The sequence below is a fragment of the Segeticoccus rhizosphaerae genome, from assembly GCF_005222685.1.
GTDB lineage: Bacteria > Actinomycetota > Actinomycetes > Actinomycetales > Dermatophilaceae > Segeticoccus > Segeticoccus rhizosphaerae.
Genome location: NZ_SWMA01000016.1, coordinates 67,047 through 89,100, shown reverse-complemented (window position 1 = coordinate 89,100; position 22,054 = coordinate 67,047). Strand labels below are relative to the sequence as shown.

At 71.3% G+C, this 22,054-nt stretch carries 21 protein-coding genes; 10 read left to right on the top strand and 11 right to left on the bottom strand.

The genetic code is table 11. The features are described 5' to 3' along the window. The first annotated feature begins 307 nt into the window (after positions 1-307). The 4 genes from FCN22_RS12415 (at position 308) to FCN22_RS12400 (ending at position 4,692) form a co-directional block, all read left to right on the top strand. The gene (locus tag FCN22_RS12415) at positions 308-817 is read left to right on the top strand and encodes an Lrp/AsnC family transcriptional regulator (RefSeq protein ID WP_137121866.1); all 510 of its coding nucleotides are present in this window, start codon (positions 308-310) and stop codon (positions 815-817) included. After that, positions 814-2,253 (top strand): aspartate aminotransferase family protein, encoded by a 1,440-nt coding sequence (locus FCN22_RS12410; protein ID WP_137121865.1) that lies wholly within the window; start codon positions 814-816, stop codon positions 2,251-2,253. Before FCN22_RS12415 ends, FCN22_RS12410 begins: the two co-directional genes overlap by 4 nt. Before the next feature lie 145 nt (positions 2,254-2,398). Beyond that, positions 2,399-3,769 (top strand): NAD(P)/FAD-dependent oxidoreductase, encoded by a 1,371-nt coding sequence (locus FCN22_RS12405; RefSeq protein ID WP_137121864.1) that lies wholly within the window; start codon positions 2,399-2,401, stop codon positions 3,767-3,769. A gap of 110 nt (positions 3,770-3,879) precedes the next feature. Then, positions 3,880-4,692: an aminoglycoside adenylyltransferase domain-containing protein gene (locus tag FCN22_RS12400; RefSeq protein ID WP_137121863.1), complete on the top strand. Its 813-nt coding sequence runs from the start codon at positions 3,880-3,882 to the stop codon at positions 4,690-4,692. A gap of 65 nt (positions 4,693-4,757) precedes the next feature. Here the strand turns inward: FCN22_RS12400 and FCN22_RS12395 are convergent, their stop codons facing one another. Next, a complete protein-coding gene (locus tag FCN22_RS12395; RefSeq protein WP_137121862.1) occupies positions 4,758-6,695 on the bottom strand; it encodes a propionyl-CoA synthetase in 1,938 nt (645 codons plus the stop codon). 100 nt (positions 6,696-6,795) lie between these two features. After that, positions 6,796-7,062 carry a hypothetical protein gene (locus FCN22_RS12390; RefSeq protein ID WP_137121861.1) on the bottom strand — a complete coding sequence of 89 codons (267 nt, stop codon included), beginning with the start codon at positions 7,060-7,062 and terminating at the stop codon, positions 6,796-6,798. Positions 7,063-7,200: 138 nt separating this feature from the next. Between FCN22_RS12390 and FCN22_RS12385 the strand changes: the two genes are divergently transcribed. Beyond that, positions 7,201-8,289 (top strand): LOG family protein, encoded by a 1,089-nt coding sequence (locus tag FCN22_RS12385; protein ID WP_137121860.1) that lies wholly within the window; start codon positions 7,201-7,203, stop codon positions 8,287-8,289. 25 nt (positions 8,290-8,314) lie between these two features. Here the strand turns inward: FCN22_RS12385 and rlmN are convergent, their stop codons facing one another. The 4 genes from rlmN to pyrH form a co-directional block, all read right to left on the bottom strand. After that, the gene (gene rlmN, locus FCN22_RS12380) at positions 8,315-9,487 is read right to left on the bottom strand and encodes a dual-specificity RNA methyltransferase RlmN (protein ID WP_137121859.1); all 1,173 of its coding nucleotides are present in this window, start codon (positions 9,485-9,487) and stop codon (positions 8,315-8,317) included. Positions 9,488-9,530: 43 nt separating this feature from the next. Beyond that, entirely contained in the window at positions 9,531-10,406 is an 876-nt protein-coding gene (locus FCN22_RS12375) for a phosphatidate cytidylyltransferase (RefSeq protein ID WP_137121858.1), read from the bottom strand. A gap of 22 nt (positions 10,407-10,428) precedes the next feature. Next, complete coding sequence (frr, locus tag FCN22_RS12370; RefSeq protein ID WP_137121857.1) at positions 10,429-10,986, bottom strand: ribosome recycling factor; 558 nt, start codon at positions 10,984-10,986, stop codon at positions 10,429-10,431. Positions 10,987-11,052: 66 nt separating this feature from the next. Continuing rightward, positions 11,053-11,784 (bottom strand): UMP kinase, encoded by a 732-nt coding sequence (pyrH, locus tag FCN22_RS12365; protein ID WP_238384703.1) that lies wholly within the window; start codon positions 11,782-11,784, stop codon positions 11,053-11,055. A gap of 141 nt (positions 11,785-11,925) precedes the next feature. On the opposite strand from pyrH, the gene FCN22_RS12360 reads away from it, so the two are divergent. Then, complete coding sequence (locus FCN22_RS12360; RefSeq protein ID WP_162308196.1) at positions 11,926-12,459, top strand: DUF1648 domain-containing protein; 534 nt, start codon at positions 11,926-11,928, stop codon at positions 12,457-12,459. A gap of 50 nt (positions 12,460-12,509) precedes the next feature. Here FCN22_RS12360 and tsf read toward each other — a convergent pair whose 3' ends face one another. Further along, positions 12,510-13,337, bottom strand: coding sequence for a translation elongation factor Ts (tsf, locus tag FCN22_RS12355; RefSeq protein ID WP_137121855.1), 828 nt, complete (start codon positions 13,335-13,337; stop codon positions 12,510-12,512). A gap of 97 nt (positions 13,338-13,434) precedes the next feature. Then, positions 13,435-14,625 carry a 30S ribosomal protein S2 gene (rpsB, locus tag FCN22_RS12350; protein WP_512700749.1) on the bottom strand — a complete coding sequence of 397 codons (1,191 nt, stop codon included), beginning with the start codon at positions 14,623-14,625 and terminating at the stop codon, positions 13,435-13,437. A gap of 294 nt (positions 14,626-14,919) precedes the next feature. Between rpsB and FCN22_RS12345 the strand changes: the two genes are divergently transcribed. The 3 genes from FCN22_RS12345 to FCN22_RS12335 all read left to right on the top strand — a co-directional run bounded on the left by FCN22_RS12345 (position 14,920) and on the right by FCN22_RS12335 (position 17,876). Beyond that, complete coding sequence (locus tag FCN22_RS12345) at positions 14,920-15,843, top strand: alpha/beta fold hydrolase (RefSeq protein ID WP_137121854.1); 924 nt, start codon at positions 14,920-14,922, stop codon at positions 15,841-15,843. Positions 15,844-15,948: 105 nt separating this feature from the next. After that, positions 15,949-17,112: a pyridoxal phosphate-dependent aminotransferase gene (locus FCN22_RS12340; protein ID WP_137121853.1), complete on the top strand. Its 1,164-nt coding sequence runs from the start codon at positions 15,949-15,951 to the stop codon at positions 17,110-17,112. Positions 17,113-17,237: 125 nt separating this feature from the next. Then, entirely contained in the window at positions 17,238-17,876 is a 639-nt protein-coding gene (locus FCN22_RS12335; RefSeq protein ID WP_137121852.1) for a M23 family metallopeptidase, read from the top strand. Positions 17,877-17,912: 36 nt separating this feature from the next. On the opposite strand, the gene FCN22_RS12330 is transcribed toward FCN22_RS12335, so the two are convergent. After that, on the bottom strand, positions 17,913-18,692 hold the full coding sequence (locus tag FCN22_RS12330) for a DUF3152 domain-containing protein (protein ID WP_162308195.1): 780 nt from the start codon (positions 18,690-18,692) through the stop codon (positions 17,913-17,915). Positions 18,693-18,855: 163 nt separating this feature from the next. Beyond that, positions 18,856-19,800, bottom strand: coding sequence for a tyrosine recombinase XerC (locus FCN22_RS12325; protein WP_238384702.1), 945 nt, complete (start codon positions 19,798-19,800; stop codon positions 18,856-18,858). 133 nt (positions 19,801-19,933) lie between these two features. Between FCN22_RS12325 and FCN22_RS12320 the strand changes: the two genes are divergently transcribed. Further along, positions 19,934-20,755, top strand: a complete 822-nt coding sequence (locus FCN22_RS12320; protein WP_137121849.1) for a DUF1206 domain-containing protein — start codon at positions 19,934-19,936, stop codon at positions 20,753-20,755. Positions 20,756-20,857: 102 nt separating this feature from the next. On the opposite strand, the gene dprA is transcribed toward FCN22_RS12320, so the two are convergent. Continuing rightward, a complete protein-coding gene (dprA, locus tag FCN22_RS12315; RefSeq protein ID WP_137121848.1) occupies positions 20,858-21,964 on the bottom strand; it encodes a DNA-processing protein DprA in 1,107 nt (368 codons plus the stop codon). Positions 21,965-22,054 lie beyond the last annotated feature (90 nt).

Here is a 22,054-nt window from a genome sequence, read left to right as displayed (position 1 = left end):
GCCGTCACCGGACTCACCACATCACTGGTCACACCCGACTCGGCGTCAACATACTCGCCACCGACAAAACTACGCAGGACCCGGGGACTCGTGCTCACGACATACTCCTCATTCGGTGTGACTACTCGCGCTTCGGACGGGCCCAACGGCGTGATGCCCGTGTCGGGAATCATAGGGCTGTCTCTGGCGATTTCAACACCCTGCCCCCAATTTTCCTGCGAAATCAGTATAGCGATCGACCGACGACCCACTGATTCAGTGGCCCGGGCACTTGCCAAGACGGACGAAGCACGGCACCATCGGGGACGTGAGTCCTCGCAGCGCGGCGCCGGAGACCCGGCGCGACAGGGACCGTCGGGTCAGTCCGGGCGGCGGGCTCGACGACGTCGCGAAGGCGATCATCGAGCACCTCCAGAACGACGGCCGGCAGTCCTACAGCGCCATCGCCAAGGACGTCGGCCTGTCCGAGGCGGCGGTGCGCCAGCGCGTGCAGCGTCTGCTGGACGCCGGGGTCATGCAGATCGTCGCCGTGACCGATCCCCTCCAGATCGGCTTCCACCGACAGGCCATGATCGGTCTGCAGGTGGACGGTGAGCTCGAGACGGTGGCTCGTCGCCTGACGGAGCTGCCCGAGGTCGCCTACGTCGTCACCACCGCGGGCAGCTTCGACCTGATGATCGAGGTGGTCTGCGAGGACGACGACCAATTGCTCGAGCTGCTGTCCGGCCGGATCAGGAACCTGGCCGGGGTGCGCAGCACCGAGACGTTCGTCTATCTGAAACTCAACAAGCAGCACTACAACTGGGGTACTCGATGACCACTGAACCAGCTCCCGTCTCCGCTCCCTCCCAGGATGACCGCACCCCGGCAGGCACGAAGTATGCCGATGCCGCGCGGGCCCACCTGTGGGGCCACTTCACGCGGCAATCCACCTACGAGCCCACCTCGGCCGGAGGCGCGGGCGGCAACGTGCCGATCATCGTCAGGGGGGACGGCGCCCACATCTTTGACGACCGCGGCCGCAAGTACATCGACGGCCTCGCCGGCCTGTTCACCGTCCAGGTCGGACACGGCCGCCGCGAGCTCGCCGAGGCCGCGGCCAAGCAGGCCGAGCAGCTCGCCTACTTCCCGCTGTGGTCCTACGCCACTCCCCCGGCCATCGAGCTGGCCGAGCGGCTCTCGGCGCAGGCTCCGGGCGACCTCAACCGGGTCTTCTTCACCACCGGTGGCGGGGAGGCGGTCGAGAGCGCCTGGAAGCTGGCCAAGCAGTACTTCAAGCTCACCGGCAAGCCGGGCAAGCACAAGGTGATCAGCCGTGCGGTGGCCTACCACGGCACCCCGCAGGGCGCCCTGTCGATCACCGGGATCCCTTTTGCCAAGGCGCCGTTCGAGCCGCTCGTGCCCGGCGCCTTCAAGGTCCCCAACACCAACATCTACCGCGCCGACGAGTCGCTGCGCGACGACCCGAAGCACTTCGGGCGCTGGGCTGCCGACCGCATTGCCGAGGCGATCGAGTTCGAGGGCCCCGAGACGGTCGCGGCCGTCTTCCTCGAGCCGGTGCAGAACTCCGGCGGCTGCTTCCCGCCGCCCCCCGGCTACTTCGACCGGGTCCGGGAGATCTGTGACGAGTATGACGTGCTGCTCGTCTCCGACGAGGTCATCTGTGCCTTCGGCCGGATCGGCTCGATGTTCGCCAGCACCGACTTCGGCTACGAGCCCGACATCATCACCTGCGCCAAGGGCCTGACCTCGGGCTACTCGCCGCTCGGCGCGATGATCGCCACCGACCGGCTGTTCGAGCCGTTCCAGGGTGGGGACACGGTGTTCGCCCACGGCTACACCTTCGGTGGGCACCCCGTTTCGGCAGCGGTGGCGATGGCCAACCTGGACATCTTCGACCGCGAGCACCTCAACGACCACGTCAAGCACGAGGCACCGAACTTCCGGGCCACGCTCGAGAAGCTGCTCGACCTGCCGATCGTCGGCGACGTGCGCGGCGAGGGGTTCTTCTACGGCATCGAGCTGGTCAAGGACAAGGAGACGCGCGAGACCTTCGACGACGACGAGGCGGAGCGGCTGCTGCACGACTTCGTCAGCCCGGCGCTGTGGGAGGCCGGCATCTACTGCCGCGCCGACGACCGTGGCGACCCGGTCATCCAGCTGTCGCCGCCGCTGATCATCGGCCAGACCGAGTTCGACGACATCGAACAACGGCTGCGTGGCGTGCTCACCGAGGCCTGGAAGCGGCTCTGAGCGGCGACGAAGAGCGGCGAGGATGGAGCGAAGCGACCTGCCGCCAAGGAGCGCGACCATCGACTCTGAGCTGACCGACGAACGACGTGCGGGACCGCGCGGGACCGCCTGTCCCGCGCGTCCTGTGCTGCCCTGAGGAGACGGTATGACGGTGCTGCCCCTGTGGTGGGACGAGGCCTCGGGGACCCCTCCCCTCGGGCCGGACCGGCACGCGCTGACGACGGACACCGAGGTCGACGTCTGCGTCGTCGGTGCGGGCTACACCGGTCTGTGGACGGCCTACTACCTGCTCGAGGCCGACCCGTCCCTCCAGGTCCTGGTCCTCGAGCAGGAGCGGGCGGGCTTCGGGGCGAGCGGCCGCAACGGTGGCTGGGTCTCCGCGCTCTACCCGGTCAGCCCGGCCCGGCTGGCCCGTGACCACGGCGAGGCGGCGGCGCGCGACCAGCACGCCGCACTCCGGGAGAGCGTGACCGAGGTCGGCCGGGTGGCCGCGGACGAGGGCATCGACTGCGGCTTCCGCCAAGGTGGCACCGTGGTCGTCGCCCGCGGCAGGGCACAGGCCGCACGGGCCCGGGAGGAGGTCGCCGAGGCACAGCACTGGGGTCTGGGAACGACCTGGCTGGAGGCGGACGCCGCTCGCGAGCGCCTCGCCGTGACCGGACTGCTCGGAGCGACCTACAACCCGCACTGCGCCCGCGTGCACCCCTACCGGCTCGCCCGCGGCCTCGCGAGCGCGGTGGAGGATCGTGGCGGCACGATCCGGGAGCACACCCCGGTCGCACGGATCTCGCCCGGCCGGGTCGAGACCGTGCAGGGGCCGGTGGTCCGTGCACGGCACGTCATCCGGGCCACGGAGGCGTGGACCTCCCGGCTGCCCCGCCACCGGCGCACCATCGCCCCGGTCTACTCCCTCATCGTCGCGACCGAGCCGTTGCCCGAGACGACCTGGGCCGAGATCGGGCTGGCCGAGCGCGAGACGTTCAGCGAGCACCGCCACGTCATCGTCTACGGCCAGCGGTCGGTGGACGACCGGCTGGTCTTCGGCGGCCGCGGTGCGCCCTACCACTTCGGCTCCGGCATCCGCCCCGAGTTCGACGGCGACGCCGCGGTCTTCGAGACGCTGCGCACGGCGTTGCGCGAGATGCTCCCGGCGCTCGGAGGAGCGCGCTTCACCCATGCCTGGGGCGGTCCGCTCGGCATCGCCCGCGACTGGCACCCCAGCGTCGGCCACGACCCGGCGACCGGACTCGCCTGGGCGGGGGGCTACGTCGGCGACGGCGTGGCCACGACCAACCTCGCCGGGCGCACGCTGGCCGACCTGGTGACCGGACGGCATACCAGCCTGACCTCGCTGCCCTGGGTCGACCACCGCTCCCGCGCCTGGGAACCGGAGCCGCTGCGGTGGCTCGGCATCAACGCGGGACTGCGCCTCGCGGGTCTCGCGGACCACGAGGAGCGCCTCACCGGACGCCCGGCCCGCCTCGGACGCGCCCTGTCCCTGCTCACGGGTCACTGATCGGTGGCGATGTCACACAGGACCACCTCGGACGGGGCCGCGCGGGGTACCGAGGCGGACGGCACCGGGGCGCCGCCGGAGCAGGCTGGCCACCGGATACGGTGAAGCGCATGGTCACTGCTCCCGCCGACAGCCTGCCCACGGTCGTCCGTGGCATCACGTCGACCGCCGTGGACCTGCTGCAGGACCGGTTGCCGGGCTTCCTCACCGGGCTCTACCTGCACGGGTCGCTCGGCTTCGGGGAGTTCTTCGACGGCAGCGACATCGACTTCGTCGCCACGACCAGCCGACGGCCCGACGCGGCGGACGTAGCGGTGCTGCACGCCATTCACACCGAGCTCGAGACGGCACATCCCGGCACCCACTTCGACGGCTTCTACGTGCTGGCCTCCGACCTGGCGTCGCCCCCCGGCGTATGTCCGGCTGTCCCCGGCACCAGCGCCGGGCTGTTCACGGTGAGCAACCACCCCGACATCATCCTCGCCACCTGGCACGAGCTGGCCCGCCACGGCATCACCGTCTTCGGCCCCGACCTGTCGACCGTGGACATCCACACCGACGACACGGCGCTGCGGGCCTACACGATCGAACACCTGACGACCTACTGGCGCGGGCAGGTTGAGTCGATGGCGGTCCACCCGCAGGAGTCCGCGGTGCCCGAGGCCACCGCGTGGGGTGTGCTCGGCACTGCCCGGCTCCGCCACCGGCTCGAGACGGGAGAGATGGCCTCCAAGAGCGTGGCCGGACGGCACGCCCTGGACCACATGGACGCGCAGTGGCGACCGATCCTGGAGGAGGCGCTCGCGATCCGTGAGGGTCCCGGCCCGACCGCCGCCTACGCCGACGACCCCGCGCGGCGTCGCCAGGACACCATGGCGTTCATGTCCGCCGTGATCCACGAGGCCGACCCGGCCCTGCGCTGAGCCGGCCTCGGCCCCACCCCGCGCTCTGCCACCGCGACTCCCCCTCGCTCGTGGGGAAGGTGAGCTCAGGGGCGGCGCAGCACCGGGCGCAGGTCCTCGAGCACGGCCGGGTCCTCGATGGTGCTCGGCACCGTGGCCGCGTCGCCGTCGGCGATCTGGCGCATCGTCTTGCGCAGGATCTTGCCCGACCGGGTCTTGGGCAGGGCCGCCACCACGTCGACCTGCCGCAACGCCGCCACCGCGCCGACCTCCGACCGCACGCGCTGCACCAGCTCGTCGCGCAGCGCCTCCAGGGCGCCGTCGGCCGCCACGTCGATGCCGCTCTTGAGCACCACCAGGGCCCGTGGCACCTGGCCCTTGAGCTGGTCGGCCACCCCGATCACCGCGCACTCGGCCACGGACGGATGGCCCGCGAGCGCGGCCTCGATCGACCCGGTCGACAGCCGGTGGCCCGCCACGTTGAGCACGTCGTCGGTGCGGCCCATCACGAACAGGTAGCCGTCCTCGTCGAGGTAGCCACCGTCGCCGGTGAGGTAGTGGCCGTCGTGAGCTGCGAGGTAGGACGAGACGTAGCGGTCGTCGTCCTGCCACAGCGTCGGCAGCGTGCCGGGGGGCATCGGCAGTCGCAGGCAGATGGCGCCTTCGGTCCCGGGCGGCACAGGCTCACCGCGCTCGTCGAGCACTCGCACGTCATACCCCGGCACCGGAACGGTCGGCGATCCCGGCTTGATGGGAAGCTGCTGCAGACCCATCGGGTTCGCGGCGATCGGCCACCCGGTCTCGGTCTGCCACCAGTTGTCGACGACGGGCAGCCGCAGCCGCTCCACCGCCCACGTGTAGGTGTCCGGGTCGAGCCGCTCCCCCGCGAGGAAGAGGGTCCGCAGCGAGGAGATGTCGTGCCCCTCGAGCAGCTCGCCCTCGGGGTCCTCCTTCTTGACCGCCCGGATGGCCGTGGGCGCTGTGAACAGGCCAGCCACGCCATACTGCTCGACGATCCGCCAGAAGGCTCCGGCGTCCGGGGTGCCCACCGGCTTGCCCTCGTAGAGCACCGTCGTGCACCCGGTCAGCAGGGGCGCGTAGACGATGTAGGAGTGGCCGACCACCCAGCCCACGTCGCTGGCGGTGAACCACACGTCGCCGGGCTGCATCCCGAACAGGTTGCCCATCGACCACCGCAGCGCCACCGCGTGCCCACCATGGTCGCGCACGATGCCCTTGGGCCGCCCCGTGGTGCCGGAGGTGTAGAGGATGTAGAGCGGGTCGGTGGCCGCGACGGGGACGCACCCTGCGGGTGCCACCAGGTCGGGGTGCATCACGTCCGACCACGCCACGTCGCGGTCGGTCAGCTCGACGGTCAGCTGCTCGCGCTGCACGATGATGCACCGCTCCGGCTTGTGCGACGAGCGCTCGATCGCCTCGTCCAGCATCGGCTTGTAGGGGATCACCCGGCTGCGCTCGATGCCGCAGCTCGCGGACACGACCACCTTCGGCGCGGCGTCCTCGATCCGTGCGGCGAGCTCCGCCGGAGCGAAGCCGCCGAAGACGACCGAGTGGATGGCGCCGATCCGGGCGCACGCCAGCATCGCGATGACCGCCTCGGGCACCATCGGCAGGTAGATGACCACGCGATCGCCCTGCCCGACGCCGAACCCGCGCAGCGCCCCGGCGAACCGGGCCACGAGGTCCAGCAGCTCGGCGTACGTGTAGGTGGCGGTCGTGCCGGTCACCGGGCTGTCGTGGATCAGGGCCGGCTGGTCGGCGCGCCCGGCGATGACGTGCCGGTCGAGCGCGTTGTAGCAGGTGTTGAGGGTGGCGCCGGTGAACCAGCGGTAGAACGGCGGCCGGCTCGCGTCGAGGATCGTGGTCGGCTTGCGGATCCAGTCGATCCCCTCGGCCGCCTGCGCCCAGAACCCGTCGGGGTCCTCGAGGCTGCGCCGATGGGCCCGCGCGTATGCCGTGTCGTAGGCCGTGTCGTCTGCCGTCCCGTGTGCGCCGTCACTCATGCCCCGCATCCTGTCGCGAATGCCACCACGTGCGCCAGAGCCGCAGCGGGGAGGATCCGTGGGGCCGGGACCCCGCGGATCCTCCCCGCAGGGAACCTCGTTACCGGCAGGAGCCGAAGTCCCGCGCCGGAGCGACCGTGCTGCCCTGCCGGTGCTGCACGGCGGGGGTGGCGCCAGCAGACCCAGCCCCCTGCACCAGGCCGCTGGCCAGCCCCGCTCCTGCAGCCCACACGGAGACCGCCCGTGCAGCAGCCAGTCCGCTCGTCCCCGTCGACGCCACCGCGGTCCCACCGGTGGCGAGCGCCGCCGCCGCGAGCACGGCCGCGCCGGTCAGCCCGCCGGTGGTGCGCAGCCTGATCGGTGCCACGACGTTGCCTCCCGACTGACGGTGTCCGCGACGCGTCCACGCCACCACCTCCACAGACGCACGACCCGGCGCGAGGGTTGGCGGTCGCGGATCACGTTCCGGTCACTTCCCGGCCGGCTGCCAAGGCATGATGCAGGCATGCCGACCGAGATCGACACCCTGACCGCGCTCGACCGTGCGCTTGCCGACCGCGCGAGCCTGGCCGGGCTCCGGCTGCAGGACCTGGACCTGCGCGCCCGCGAGGAGCAGCTCCTCGCCCTGGACGACTTCGAGGGGCTCGTCGTGCTCGGCGGCGAGCTGTCGCCCCGGCTGGAGCACCACCTGCGGCTCGGCCGGGCGATCATCTTTCCGACCGGACCGCGCTGTCCGGTCGACCCCTATCGCGCCCGGCTCTACACGCCGCACGAGCTCTACGAGGGGCTCGACCGGGAGGGCTACGCGGCGACGCCGGACAGCCGCGCCTACCGCTGGTCACTGGACACCGCGACGCGGCACGACGCCTTCGTGAGCCTGCTGCGGGCCATCCATGACGACTCCATCGGCGACGCCCTCGACGAGCTGGTCGCCGGCCGCCGCGTGGTGGGCGTCATGGGTGGGCACGCCGTCGAGCGTGGTTCGCAGCAGTATGCCGCCGCCGCGCGCCTCGGTCACGCGCTGGCCGAGGCGGATCTGCTGGTGGCCACCGGAGGCGGGCCGGGAGCGATGGAGGCGGCCAATCTGGGCGCCTACTGCCGCACCCACGACCGGCTCGACGCGGCCCTGGCGGCGCTGGCGGCGGTGCCGTCCTTCCTCCCGGACGTCGGCGCCTGGGCCGCGGTCGCCCTGGACGTGCGCGACGAGATCGTCCGAGACGGCGGCCCGGCCCGGAGCGTCGGCGTGCCGACCTGGTTCTACGGCCACGAGCCGCCGAACGTGTTCGGCGACGGGATCGCGAAGTTCTTCTCCAACGCCCTGCGCGAGGACGGCCTGCTGGCCCGGTGCAACGCCGGCGTGGTCGTGCTGCCCGGCGCGGCCGGCACGGTGCAGGAGATCTTCCAGGCGACGACCCGGCTCTACTACGGCGTCGGCGTTAACCTGGCCCCGCTCGTGCTGGTCGGACGTGACCACTGGAGCAGCGCCATACCGGTGTGGCCGACGCTGGAGGCCCTCGGTGCGCAGCGGGAGATGGCACAGGTGGTGCACCTGGTCGACTCGCTCGACGAGGCCGTGCAGCTGTTGACCGCCTGAGACTTCCGTCGCGGCAGGAGCCGGTTCAGGCGGTGGCCGCGGCGAGCTGGCCGCAGGCGCCGTCGATGTCGGAGCCGCGGGTGTCACGGATCGTCGTCGGTATGCCGAGTCCGCGCAGCCGCCGCACGAACTCGTGCTCGACCTTCGGCTCGGAGGCGGTCCACTTCGACCCCGGGGTGGGGTTGAGCGGGATCGGGTTGACGTGCACCCAGCCGCGGCCACGCCGGTTCAGCTTCTTGCCGAGCAGCTCGGCACGCCAGGCCTGGTCGTTCATGTCGCGGATCAGGGCGTACTCGATGCTGACGCGTCGCCCGGTCGCCTCGAAGTAGCGGTGGGCCGCGTCGATCGCCTCATCGACCTTCCAGCGGGTGTTGATCGGCACCAGCTCGTCTCGCAGCTCGTCGTCGGGTGCGTGCAGCGACAGGGCAAGGGTGACCGGCACGCCCTCCTTGGCCAGCCGGTCGATCGCCGGGACCAACCCGACGGTGGACATGGTGATGCCGCGTGCCGACATGCCGAGGCCGTCCGGGGACGGGTCGGTCATCCGGCGGATCGCCCCGATGGCGGCCCGGTAGTTGGCCAGGGCCTCCCCCATGCCCATGAACACCACGTTGGAGACCCGCAGCGGCGAGTCCTCGGGTCCGCCGGAGAGCTGGCCGCTGCGCAGCAGCCGCGCCGAGTGCACGACCTGCTCCACGATCTCGGCGGTCGACATGTTGCGGGTCAGGCCGCCCTGCCCGGTCGCGCAGAACGGGCAGTTCATGCCGCAGCCGGCCTGGCTCGAGATGCAGATGGTCACCCGCTTGGGGTAGCGCATCAGCACGCTCTCGACCAGGGCACCGTCGTGCAGCCGCCAGACCGACTTGATGGTGGCGCCGCGGTCGGCCTCGAGGGTGCGCACCGGGGTGATGAGCCGCGGCAGCATGCCGCTCACCAGCTCGTCGCGGATCGCCTTGGGCAGGTCGGTCATCTCGTCGGCCGACCCGACGAGCCGCTCGAAGTAGTGCGTCGACAGCTGCGTCGCCCGAAAGCCCGGCATGCCGAGGGCCTCCACCGCGCTCCTGCGCTCGGCCGGATCGAGGTCGGCCAGGTGCTGCGGCGGCTTGCCCCGTCGGGGTGCGGCGAAGGTCAGCTGACCGGGCACGGGTCGCGCGGTGGACGGTGTGGGCAGGCTGACGGGAGCGGGAGTGTCTGGCATGGCGCGTCCAGTGTCTCAGTGGCCCGGCCCGGCGGCCAAACCCTCAGCTGCCGAGGAAGACCGCGAACAGCACCCAGGCGACCGGTGCGGCGAAGACCAGGGAGTCGAGCCGGTCCATCACGCCACCGTGCCCGGGGAGGATGTCGCCCATGTCCTTGATGCCCAGGTCGCGCTTGAGCAGCGACTCGCCCAGGTCGCCGACGGTCGCGGCGACGACGATCGCGACGCCGAGCAGGACGCCACCCCACCACGGCCCGTCGAGGGCGAGGACCATGCAGACGACGGCCACCACGACGCACGTGACGACCGAACCGGTGAAGCCCTCCCATGACTTCTTGGGGCTGACCGACGGTGCCATGGGGTGGCGGCCCTTGACCACACCGACGGCGTAGCCGCCGATGTCGCTGCTCACGGTGACCAGGACGAAGACGAAGATCCGCCACGCGCCGTCGTCGGCGGCGAGCATCAGCGCCGCGAACCCGGCGAGCAGCGGGGCGTACCCGGCGACGAGGAAACCCGCAGCGACGTCCTTCGCTGCCCCTGCCAGCCCGTCGGCGGCACGCCAGAGCAGCACGGCCACCCCGGTCATCGCAAAGGTGAGCGCGAGCGCGTCTCCGCCCCCGTAGTAGGCGGCCGGGAGCATGACCAGCGCCCCGAGCACGGTCGGCACCAGCGGTGCCTTGATCCGTCCCTGAGCGAGGCCGCCGTGCAGCTCCCACACCCCCACCGCGACCGCCAGGGTCGCGAGGATGAGGAAGGCCTCCTTCCAGAACGCCAGGCTGAGGATGACGAGGGCCGCCAGCGTGGAACCCACCCCGATGGCCGCGGGCAGGTTGCGGCCCGCTTTGGGCGTCCGTGCCGCTGCGGCAGCCTTCGCGGCCCGCCGCTCGCTGCCGGTGGGATGGGGAGTGTTGTCCATGATCGATCTGGCCGCCAGGGGCTCAGACCTCGAGCAGCTCGGCTTCCTTGCCCTTGAGGACCTCGTCGACCTGCTCGACGAACTTCTTGGTCAGGACCTCGAGCTCCTTCTCGGCGCGGGTGCCCTCGTCCTCGCCGATCTCCTTGTCCTTGACCGCGCGGTCCATCTCCTCCTTGGCCCGGCGGCGGATGTTGCGGATCGAGACCCGGGCCTCCTCCGCCTTGTGCCGCGCCAGCTTGATGTAGTCCTTGCGGCGCTCCTCGGTCAGCTGCGGCAGGATCACCCGGATCTGGTTGCCGTCGTTGCTCGGGTTGACGCCGAGGTCGGACTCGCGCAGCGACTTCTCGATCGCGGTCATCGACGACTTGTCGAACGGCGCGATGAGCACCGTCCGGGCCTCCGGCGTGTGGAACGACGCCAGCTGCTGCAGCGGGGTCGGGGCGCCGTAGTAGTCGACGAGCAGCTTGTTGAACATCGCCGCGTTGGCCCGACCCGTGCGGATCGTCGCGAAGTCCTCCTTGGCGACCTCGAGGGCCTTGTCCATCTTCACCTCGGCCTCGAGCAAGGTCTCCTCAAGCATCAGATCTCCTTCGTGCGTGGGCGGCAACGCATCAGTGGGCTGGCAGGCCTGCGGCAGTCACGGCGGTCAGCCCGCCGTGACCAGTGTCCCGATCCTCTCACCTCGGACGGCACGAGCGATGTTGCCCTCGCCCTCCATGCCGAAGACCAGCATCGGCAGCTTGTTCTCCATGCAGAGGCTGAACGCCGCCGCGTCGACCACCCGCAGGCCCTGCTGCAGCGCGTCCTGGTAGGACACCTGGTCCAGCTTCGTCGCGTCGGGGTGGGTGTGGGGGTCGGCGGTGTAGACGCCGTCGACGCCGTTCTTGCTGATCAGCACCGCGTCGCACTTGATCTCCAGGGCCCGTTGGGCCGAGACGGTGTCGGTGGAGAAGAACGGCATGCCTGCACCCGCGCCGAAGATGACGACCCGCCCCTTCTCGAGGTGCCGGATCGCGCGCCGCGGGATGTAGGGTTCGGCCACCTGGCCCATCGTGATCGCGGTCTGCACGCGCGTGTCGACGCCGTCCTTCTCGAGGAAGTCCTGAAGCGCGAGGCAGTTGAGCACAGTGCCGAGCATGCCCATGTAGTCGGCGCGGGTGCGGTCCATGCCCCGCTGCTGCAGCTCCGCGCCGCGGAAGAAGTTGCCACCGCCCATGACCACGGCGACCTCGACGCCGTCGTTGACGGCCTCGGCGATCTGGCCCGCAACACCACGCACGACATCCGGGTCCAGCCCGACGTGGCCGCCGCCGAACACCTCGCCAGAGAGCTTGAGCAGGACGCGCTTGTACCTCGGGTGCAAGGGATTGGTGGTCAAGGAGAACCTCCGTGCAGTACGCAGATGCGGTCGCTCGATCCTGCCATACGGCCGGCGGACGGTGTCGCGTGGTCTTCGCCGGCACCCACCGCAGGAGCCGCGCCGCTCGGGCTCGGTGAGCACCCGGCATACGGTGTCGGGGTGAGACGTACGTGGGTCTACTTCGTGGCCTGCGCCGTGGTCTACGACCTGGTCTGGATCTGGCAGGCGGTGCTGCTGCCGCTGCGCGTGCCGCGGCACTGGGGCGCTGCGGGGACTCCCGACCGGTTCGGCTCGCGCACGGAGGCTCTGGCGCAGTCGGCCCTGCTCGGGCTCGGCCTGCTCGGGCTGTTCATCGTGCTGGGCTGGGCGGTGACACAGGCCCCGCTGGAGCGCCTGCCGGTGCGGGCGCTGCAGGGCTGGTCGCGGCCGGAACGACGGGGACTGCGGCGCTCGCTGATGGAGGACCTGTGGGCGCTGGGTGCGGTCACCGTGCTGGCCGCGGCGGTGCGCGAGGTCGTCATGCTCCCCGACCTGCGCTCGGCCTCGAGCGGGCTCGCGGTCCTGGCGCTGCTGCTGCTGTGGCTCGTGGTGCTGGGCGCCTGGTGCGTGGGCGCCTACCGCAGCCGGTATGCACGTCCGGTCACCCCGCCCGCGAGGCGTCGGGACACGAACGCGGCCCGACCCCCTCGGTAGGGGTCGGGCCGCTCTCGTGTCATCGGGCGGTGGTCAGGCCGCCCGCCGCTCTAGGATCCGACGCGGAACCGAGCGAACCCGGTCACCTCGGCGCCCGCGTCCTTGACGACCTGGGCGACGCTCTTCTTGGCATCCTTGGCGAACGGCTGGTCGAGCAGCACGTTCTCCTTGAAGTAGCCGTTGACCCGACCCTCGATGATCCTGGGCAGGGCCTGCTCCGGCTTGCCCTCCTCCTTGGCCGTGGCCTCGGCGACCCGGCGCTCGTTCTCGACCGTCTGGGGGTCGATCTCGTCGCGGGTGAGGACGGACGGGCTGAACGCGGCGACGTGCATCGCCACGTCTCGGGCGGTCTGCGCGTCGCCGCCGTTGACGGCCACGAGGACACCGATCTGCGCCGGCAGGTCGGGGCTGGTCCGGTGCAGGTAGGACACCACGGTGTCCCCCTCGAGCCGGGCCACCCGACGGACCTCGATCTTCTCGCCGATCGTCGCGTTGGCGTCGTCGAGCACGTCCTTGACCGTCTTGCCGTCGAGCTCGCTCGCCAGCAGGGACTCCGCGTCGGCGGCCTTGACGGCCACGGCCTGCGCGAGGACCTGGTCGGCCAGCGCGAGGAACTTCTCGCCCTTGGCCACGAAGTCGGTCTCGCAGTTGACCTCGACCAGCGTGCCGACGCCACCCTCGGCCTGCGCCGCGACCAGCCCGTTGGAGGCCGTGCGACCCTCGCGCTTGGTCACGCCCTTGAGGCCCTTGACCCGGAGGATCTCGGTGGCCTTGCCGTGGTCGCCGTCGGCCTCGTCGAGGGCCTTCTTGACGTCCAGCATGCCGGCACCGGTCTGCTCACGCAGGGCCTTGATGTCGGCGGCGGTGTAGTTCGCCATGGTGCTACCCACTCTCTCTCGTGACTGCGCGCCGGAGGCGATCTGGAGGGATCGGTCCGGCGCGCAATCGTGCGCTGTCAGCGTGTGTGTCCGGGCCTCAGGCGCCCGGTGCCTTGAAACCGGCGGCCTCGGCGGCCTCGGCGGTGCGGAACCACACCTCGGCGGACGTCTGGTCGTACCACTGCGAGTCCGTGGTGTGGTACTTCATCGAGCCGGCGTTGCCCTTGACCGTGAAGCCCTCCGGCCCGCTGCCGTCCGCCAGCGGTGCGGCCGAGTCGGGGCCGTAACCACCGTCGGTCGCAGCCGGGGTCTCCGGTGCGGCCTCGACGGGAGCCTCAGTGGCCGGAGCCTCAGTGGCCGGAGCCTCAGTGGCCGGAGCCTCGGCGGCCGGCGACTCGGCGGCCGGCGACGCGGTGGCGGGAGCATCGGTCGCGGCCGGGGCCTGGGCGGTCTGGGTGGCCTCGGCAGGGGCGCCGGGGGCGGTCGCATCGGCGGCAGGCGCCTCGGCGGCCTGCTCGGCGTCGCCGGCCAGCAGCTCGCGCTCCCACTCGGCCATCGGCTCGTCGGCAGCAGTCTCACCCTCGCCGCTGCGGGCAGCCGAGCGGGCGATCAGGCCCTCGGCGACGGCGTCGGCCACGACCCGGGTCAGCAGGGTGACGGAGCGGATCGCGTCATCGTTGCCGGGGATCTTGTAGTCGACCTCGTCGGGGTCGCAGTTGGTGTCGAGGATCGCGATGACCGGCAGCCCGAGCTTGCGGGCCTCGAACACCGCGAGGTGCTCCTTCTTGGTGTCGACGATCCACACGGCCGAGGGCACCTTGGCCATGTCGCGGATGCCGCCCAGGGTGCGCTCGAGCTTGACCTTCTCGCGCTTCATCATGAGGAGCTCCTTCTTCGTGCGGCCAGACCCGGCCACGTCGTCGAAGTCGATCTCCTCGAGCTCCTTCAGGCGCGTCAGGCGCCCGGAGATGGTGTTGAAGTTGGTGAGCATGCCACCGAGCCAGCGGTGGTTGACGTAGGGCATCCCGACCCGCGTCGCCTGCTCGGCGATGGACTCCTGCGCCTGCTTCTTGGTGCCGACGAACAGGATCGTGCCGCCGTGCGCGACCGTCTCCTTGACGAACTCGAAGGCGTCATTGAGGTAGGTCAGCGACTGCTGCAGGTCGATGATGTAGATGCCATTGCGCTCCGTCATGATGAAGCGCTTCATCTTGGGGTTCCAGCGACGGGTCTGGTGCCCGAAGTGGACGCCGCTCTCGAGGAGCTGGCGCATGGTGACGACGGCCATGCCGAGGTCTGCCTTTCGTTGGTTCCAGTTATCCACGGCTGGGGCGGGATTGCCGTCGCCGTGCCTGGTGTCCTCGACGCACCCCACCCGGAAGGCTCCGGGACTGCGAGTGGTGACGCCCCGCTTGACGGCCCCTATCGGGACCCTGACGGCTGGAGGACACGCGAATTCCACAGGTCAGACCTGTGGTGGGCTCATCATACGGCGCACGCGGCCCACACGAGAAATCGGCGGTGGGCCGTCCCCGTAGAGTCGCTCCGGACCGCAGCACCGGGCGGCCGGGAGAGGGAGCGCATGGAGACCAACCGCACCGGGACCGCACACCACGGCGAGATCGAGCTGGTCCACGAGACGTTGGGGCCGGCCGGTGGCGAGCCCCTGCTGCTCGTGTGCGGACTCGGCGGGCAGCTGACCTACTGGTCGGAGGAGCTGTGCGCGTTGCTCGTGGCACGCGGCTTCCAGGTCACCCGGTTCGACAACCGCGACGCCGGTCTGTCGACCCACCTCGACGGGCTCCCGGCGCCGGGGGTCCTCCACGCCTTCCTCCGGCCCGGCGAGGCGCCCTACCGCCTCGAGGACATGGCCGACGACGCCGTCTGCGTCATGGACGCACTCGGGTGGGACAGCGCCCACGTCGTCGGCGTCTCTCTCGGAGGGACGATCGCGCAGACCCTGGCGATCACCCACCCGGAGCGGGTGCGCTCGCTCACCTCGATCATGTCGACTCCGGCGGCACACCTGGGCACCATCCCGACGCCACGGGTCCTCTGGGAGACGCGCAAGGCCCCGAAGGCGCCGGTGACCGACGCGGAGAAGGCGGCCGACGAGGCGACCTTCTTCGCCTCGGTCTTCGGCTCCCCCGACTACCCCGCGGACGAGGGTGAGCTGCGCGAGCGGGTCAGGGGCAACTTCACCCGCAGACCCGACGACCTGCGGGCCAGCGCCCGGCAGCAGGCTGCTCTCGTGGCCTCGGGTGACCGCCGCAAGGCCCTCGCCCGGCTCGACCTGCCGACCCTGGTGCTGCACGGCGACGCCGACCGGGTGATCCGGCCGTCCGCCGGGCGGGCCACCGCACGTGCGGTGCCCGGGGCGCGCCTCGTCCTCTACCGCGGCATGGGCCACGACCTGCCGAGGGCACTCTGGCCGTCCATCGTGGACGAGATCGCCACCCTCACCACCCGCTCCCCGACGGGCTTCTCTCGTGGGGAATCTTCGTGAGGTTCGGGACGTCATACGGGCACCGAACCTCACGATGATCCCTCACGGGTCTCGCGGTGCGGGTGGGCTCGGCAGCCTCCGGGGAGCCGTGGATACCCTGCTGGCATGCCGACCCCCGAAGTCATCGCCCGCATGCGACCCTTCGGCGAGACCATCTTCGCCGAGATGACCCAGCGCGCGCTGCGCGTCAACGCGGTCAACCTGGGGCAGGGGTTCCCGGACACCGACGGACCGCGGGAGATCCTGGATGCGGCGATCGCGGCGATCAACTCCGGGCGCAACCAGTACCCGCCGGCCATCGGCGTCCCCGAGCTGCGTGAGGCGATCGCCCAGCACCAGAAGCGGTTCTACGACCTCGACGTCGATGCCGACACCGAGGTCCTGGTCACCGCGGGAGCCACCGAGGCGATCGCCGCGGTCGTCCTCGCCCTGTGTGAACCGGGCGACGAGGTCGTCACCTTCGAGCCCTACTACGACTCGTATGCCGCGACCATCGCCCTGGCGGGCGCGCAACGTCGCACCTCGGTGCTGCGGTTCCCCGACTTCGCAATCGACGAGGCGTCGTTGCGGGCGGCGTTCTCCGATCGGACCCGGCTGGTGCTGCTCAACACGCCGCACAACCCGACCGGCAAGGTCTTCACCCGGGCCGAGCTCGACCTGGTGTGCGAGCTGGCGCGAGAGCACGACGCCTGGGTGGTGACCGACGAGGTCTACGAGCACCTCGTCTTCGACGGCGCGCAGCACATCCCGGTGGCGTCCATGCCGGGCATGGCAGAGCGCACCATCACCATCTCCTCCGGCGGCAAGACGTTCTCGACCACCGGCTGGAAGGTGGGTTGGCTGCACGGGCCGGCCGAGGTCGTCGACGCGGCGCGCGCGGTCAAGCAGTTCCTCACCTTCGTGGCCAGCGGGCCCTTCCAGCCGGCGATCGCCACGGGCCTCACACTCGGGGACGACTTCTACCGCGACCTCGCCGGTTCGCTGCAGGCCAAGCGCGACCTGCTGTGCGAGGGGCTGACCGCCGGTGGCCTGCAGGTGACGCGGCCCTCGGGCACCTACTTCGTGATCGCCGACGCCACTCCGCTCGGCGTCACGGACGCGGTCGACTTCTGCCGCAGGATGCCGGAGCTGTGCGGCGTCGTCGGAGTGCCCGTCTCGGCTTTCTGCGACGACAAGGACGCGGTGCGGACCCTGGTGCGGTTCGCCTTCTGCAAGCAGGACCACGTGTTGCACGAGGCGGTCCGGCGCCTCGCCACGCTCGCCGTCTGACGGGCACCGGCCGAGCGCGTCGGCTGAGGCATCGGTCGGTCCACCTCTGCGGCAGCACCGTCCCGGCCTCCACAGGCAGTGCTGCCGTCCTGGTGGGACCCGCCGGTCCGGGCCATCGTGTCGCCATGGCTTCCCCGGCGTCCACGGCCCGCGCGGCTTTCCTGGCCTCGCTGCCCCTGCGCAGCCTCGCCGCGTTGCTGGCGGTCGTCGTCCTCGGGTTCTGCCCCGCGCTGCTGCCGAGGCAGGACCTCGACGGAGCCGCCCGGGGCTCCCGCGCCGGGAAGGTCGCGGCGCACGTGCAGGTGCCGGCCGGTCACGGATCGAGCCACCAGCCGGTGGCGGCACCGCGCGAGACCTGGGGCTGGCCGCTCGACCCGGCGCCGAGCGTGGTTCGGCACTTCGAGCCGCCCCCCGAACCCTGGGCCGCCGGTCACCGCGGCGTCGACCTGCTCGGGACGAAGGGCCAGCCGGTGCTCGCCGCCGGTGACGGAGTGGTGTCGTGGAGCGGCGTCGTCGCGGGGCGAGGCGTGGTGACGGTGCGGCATGCGAGCGGGTGGCGCACGACATACGAGCCGGTCGGAGACCGTGTGCCTCGTGGCACGCAGGTGCGGCGTGGTGGTCAGATCGGCACCCTCGGCTCCCGCAGCAGCCACTGCCCCCCGCGGACGTGCCTGCACTGGGGTGCGCTGGCGGGCTCCCGCGACTACCGCGATCCGCTCACCCTGCTGGGCCTGGTGCGGCCGGTGCTGCTGCCCTGGCGGTGAGCTGGGTCGCCGCGGTGGCCCTCACCGCTGTGGGCCTCAGGACCTGGGACGGGTCGGCCAGGGCCAGGGTGTGCAACCCTGCAGGCTGATCGTCTGCTGGATCATGACCTGCGCCGGTGTGCCCTTGGTGTGGCACCGCGCGTGCCCGTAACCGAGGCCGTGTCCCACCTCATGGTTGATCAGGTAGGCACGGTAGCCCGCCAGGTCGCCGTCATAGGCCGGTATGCCGTGCTCCCAGTTGCGGTAGTTGAGCACCGCACGTCCCCGCTGGTAGCAGTCCAGCTTCGACATCGTCCGCAGCGGCGCGCAGAGCCTGTCGGTCAAGGCGGGGCTGGCCAGGGTGATCCGGATGTCGACGTCGGCGCCCGCGGCCTGCCGTCGGGGGCTGACGTGCACGAAGCGGACGTGGTCCTCGGTCTCCCAACCCCTGCGGTCTGTGAGCACCGACTGGACGGTGCGAGCCACGGCACGGGCGTCGGCACCCAGCCCCTGCTCGATCTCCAGGGAGTAGGTGACGGTGCGGCCGGGCCGGGTCGAGTCCTTCCTCGGCACCGGCACCGCCTTGAGGTGGCCCGAAGCGCGCTCCGGCACAGGCGCCTTCGCCTTCGCCTGTCGTCCCTTCGGCGCCGCCACACCTCGGGCGGGGTTTGCGGGGTCGGCTCCGGACGCCTTGGTGCTTCCCGGTGCGACCGAGGGATACGTCATCGCGTCGAGCACACCCACGAGGTGGTTGTCGCCTGGGCGGGCGAACGCCACCACTCCCGCGACGACCAGGCACAGCGCCAGAGCACCGGCGATGGTGCGCCGCAGCCGCACCCGACGACTCAGCGGTCGTCGACCCTGCGGAGCCGGCCGGACCGGCTGGGGATCTGGAGCCCGTGTCACGTGCCCTGACTGCCTTTCTCCTGCTGTCCCATGGTGCGCGTGGCCGGGAGTGAACGTCCACGCCTCCGGCTGCGAGGAGCCACCACGTCGGACGTCATGCCCGGGGATGAGCTTGTTCGTAGGAGCGCCGGAGTCGCTCGACTGACACGTGAGTGTAGATCTGGGTCGTCGCGAGGCTCGAGTGGCCCAACAGCTCCTGCACCATCCGCAGGTCGGCGCCACCCTCCAGCAGGTGGGTGGCGGCACTGTGCCGCAGCCCGTGAGGCCCGAGGTCAGGCGCCTCCGGCAGGTGGGCGAGCAGGGCGTGCACCGCGGTTCGGACCGCCCGCGGGTCGACTCGTCGGCCACGTCGCCCGAGGAACAGCGCCGGTCCGCTCTGCGTCGTGACCAGCCGGGGACGCCCCTGTTGGAGCCAGGTCTGCAGCGCGCGCGCCGCGGGGGCCCCGAACGGCACGGTGCGCTCCTTCGCGCCCTTGCCGAGGACCCGGACGACGTTGGCGGACAGGTCGGCGTCATCGACGTCGAGCCCGGTCAACTCACCCACCCGGATCCCGCTGGCATAGAGCAGCTCGAGGATCGCGCGGTCGCGCTGTCGGACCGGATCGCCGTCGTCAGCAGCCACCGCCGCGAGGTCGAGCAGACCGACCGCCTCGTCTTGGCGAAGGACTCCGGGCAGGCTCTTGACCCGCTTGGGTGCGGCGAGTCGCAGGGAGGGGTCGGTCTCGGTGAGCCCGGTGCGGGTCGCCCACCTCAGGAAGGCGCGTGCGGCGGCTGCCCGGCGTGCGATGGTCGAGCGTGCCGCACCCGCCTCGGCCATTTGCGCGAGCCACGAGCGCAAGTCGGCCAACCGCAGCTCGGCCACTTTCGTCACGCCGCTGTCAGCGGCGTAGTCGAGCAGGGCGCTGACGTCACCCTGATAGGCCCGGACGGTGTGGGCGGACAGCCCGCGCTCGGACAAGAGGTGCCGCGCGAAGTCGTCCACCAGGTGCCGCAGCCTGTTCTCCGGCCCGGTGTGGTCGTCGCTCGTGGGCGCTGGCACCTTCCCACGCTCGCAAGGAACGATCACCTTGGCAAGCATCGAGCCGCGGCCCCGTGGCGTGTCGTCCGGGAGTGGTCACCGTTCTGTGTCGTCTGCACTGCCGGCACCTCCTCCGGCCATAGGCTGTCCGACCATGAGCGACGTGACGGCGAGGGTCGAGGACGCGGGCGATGAGGTCCGCGACAGCGATGGGATCGACCTCGCCGCGCGCGTGGGACTGGTCACCTTCGGTGTCGTGCACCTGGTGCTCGGGTGGCTCGCGCTGCAGCTGGCGTTCGGCCACCGCAAGGACAGCGCGTCCAGCAAGGGGGCCGTGCACGAACTGGCCCAGCAGCCCTGGGGCACCGCGTTGGTGTGGGCCGTGGCGATCGGCATGACCCTGCTGGTCATCTGGCAGCTGGTGGAAGCAGCGGTGGGACACCGCGAGAAGGACGGAGCTGGCCGCGTTCTGCATCGCCTCGCGAGCGTGGGCAAGGCCATCGTCTACGGCGCCATCGCCGCCTCGGCCTATCAGGTGGCGCTCGGCTCGGGCTCGTCGGGAGGTGGTACGGACAGCGCCACTGCACGGCTCATGGACCTGCCCGCAGGCCAGCTGATCGTCGGCCTGGTCGCACTGGCCATCGCGGCGATCGGCGTGGGCCTGATCGTCTACGGAGTCCAGGACCGGTTCGTCGAGCACCTCGACGGTGCAGGACGCCGGGGCAGCACCGGCACGGTCTATCGATGGTTCGGCCGAATCGGCTACTGCGCCAAGGGCGTGGCCCTTCTGGTCGTCGCCGGTCTGTTCGGCTATGCGGCCGTCACCCATGAGGCGAAGAAGTCGGGTGGTCTCGACCAGGCGCTGCTCACCGTGCTGAAGCAACCGTTCGGCCCGGTGCTCCTGGCGCTCATCGCGGCCGGCATCGTGTGCTACGGACTCTTCTGCTTCGTGCGGGCTCGACACCTGGACAGCTGATCCGGGACGTCAGAGACCCGGACACCTGGAGCGCTGACAGGCACGTCAGGGAACCGTGGCCGCAACCGCGCTCGTGGCCGACGGATCCTGCCGGCTCCCTCGTCAACGTCTGCGTCGCCAGCGATCGCCGTCGCGTTGGACCAGCCCCCGCAGCTCCAGCACACCGAGAGCACCGGTCACCTCGGCGACGGATCGACCGGACGTGTTGCCGAGCGACGTGAGGTCGAGGCTGCGGCGTATCGGCAGGGAGTTCAGCACCAGGTGTGGGAGGGGGTCGAGATCGTCGTCGGGCTGGGTCGGCCCGCTGCGGTGGGCGATGCTGTCGGTCCCCAGCTCACCGAACACCTCGGCGGCCTCGGCGGCATCGGTGACCAGCACGGCCAGCCCGTCGCGGATCGCCTGGTGGCACCCGGACGACATCATCGACGTGACCGGTCCCGGCACGGCGGCCACGACTCGGCTGTGCTTGTCGGCCGAACGAGCCGTGTTGAGCGAACCGGAGCGGAGCCCGGCCTCCACGACGACGGTGCCGCGGCTCATCGTGGCAATCAGCCGGTTGCGCTGCAGGAAGCGCCACTTCGTGGGTGCGGAGCCGGGTGCGACCTCACTGACGACCGCACCGGTCTCGGCGATCCGCGAGATCAACGCTGCGTGCGCCGCGGGGTAGGGACGCTCGACGCCGCTGGCGAGCACGGCCACCGTCGTCGCCTCGGCGGCCAGGGCTCCGCGGTGCGCCGCCGCGTCGATGCCGAAAGCGGCACCGGAGACGATGGCGAACCGGCGCTGCCCGAGCCCTGCCGCGAGGTCGGCGGCCACCGCCTCCCCGTAGGCCGTGGCGCTGCGCGCTCCGACGACAGCAGCACTGCGCCGACACACCAGGCCGAGGTCGGCCGGCCCGCGGACCCACAGGCAGTACGGCGGGTGGCTGAGGTCGTCGAGCCCGGTCGGCCACTCGTCGTCTCCGGGACAGATCACCCGGGCCCCGAACCGGTCACCGATCTCCAGGTCGCGTTCGATGTCGAGCAGCTCGAGCCGTGTTCGGAAGCGCTCGGTCTTCGGCTCGTCGACCCTGCCGATCCGACGGATCGCCTCCACGGCGCCGTGCCGCGCGATCAGGTCGGCGGCCACCAGGTCCTCGGGCTCGGCGATCCGGCTCCACGCCGCCCGTGCCCACCGCTCCTGCTCGAGCAGGGAACTGTGCTTCCTCATGCCTGATCTACGCGCTCCTCGGCGCTCCGGTCCTCGCTCCGCTCGTGTCCTCACGCTGTCGTCGCCGCTCATGCCCGACTCTCGCGCTCC

Bases quoted from the DNA above. Each gene is read 5' to 3' on its own strand.
- FCN22_RS12375 (WP_137121858.1), bottom strand. From the start codon at position 10,406: ATGGACAACACTCCCCATCCCACCGGCAGCGAGCGGCGGGCCGCGAAG.
- FCN22_RS12335 (WP_137121852.1), top strand. From the start codon at position 17,238: ATGGCTTCCCCGGCGTCCACGGCCCGCGCGGCTTTCCTGGCCTCGCTG.
- rpsB (WP_512700749.1), bottom strand. From the start codon at position 14,625: ATGGCCGTCGTCACCATGCGCCAGCTCCTCGAGAGCGGCGTCCACTTC.
- FCN22_RS12395 (WP_137121862.1), bottom strand. From the start codon at position 6,695: ATGAGTGACGGCGCACACGGGACGGCAGACGACACGGCCTACGACACG.
- rlmN (WP_137121859.1), bottom strand. From the start codon at position 9,487: ATGCCAGACACTCCCGCTCCCGTCAGCCTGCCCACACCGTCCACCGCG.
- dprA (WP_137121848.1), bottom strand. From the start codon at position 21,964: ATGAGGAAGCACAGTTCCCTGCTCGAGCAGGAGCGGTGGGCACGGGCG.
- FCN22_RS12385 (WP_137121860.1), top strand. From the start codon at position 7,201: ATGCCGACCGAGATCGACACCCTGACCGCGCTCGACCGTGCGCTTGCC.
- FCN22_RS12320 (WP_137121849.1), top strand. From the start codon at position 19,934: ATGAGCGACGTGACGGCGAGGGTCGAGGACGCGGGCGATGAGGTCCGC.
- FCN22_RS12410 (WP_137121865.1), top strand. From the start codon at position 814: ATGACCACTGAACCAGCTCCCGTCTCCGCTCCCTCCCAGGATGACCGC.
- FCN22_RS12345 (WP_137121854.1), top strand. From the start codon at position 14,920: ATGGAGACCAACCGCACCGGGACCGCACACCACGGCGAGATCGAGCTG.
- FCN22_RS12400 (WP_137121863.1), top strand. From the start codon at position 3,880: ATGGTCACTGCTCCCGCCGACAGCCTGCCCACGGTCGTCCGTGGCATC.
- frr (WP_137121857.1), bottom strand. From the start codon at position 10,986: ATGCTTGAGGAGACCTTGCTCGAGGCCGAGGTGAAGATGGACAAGGCC.
- FCN22_RS12340 (WP_137121853.1), top strand. From the start codon at position 15,949: ATGCCGACCCCCGAAGTCATCGCCCGCATGCGACCCTTCGGCGAGACC.
- tsf (WP_137121855.1), bottom strand. From the start codon at position 13,337: ATGGCGAACTACACCGCCGCCGACATCAAGGCCCTGCGTGAGCAGACC.
- FCN22_RS12405 (WP_137121864.1), top strand. From the start codon at position 2,399: ATGACGGTGCTGCCCCTGTGGTGGGACGAGGCCTCGGGGACCCCTCCC.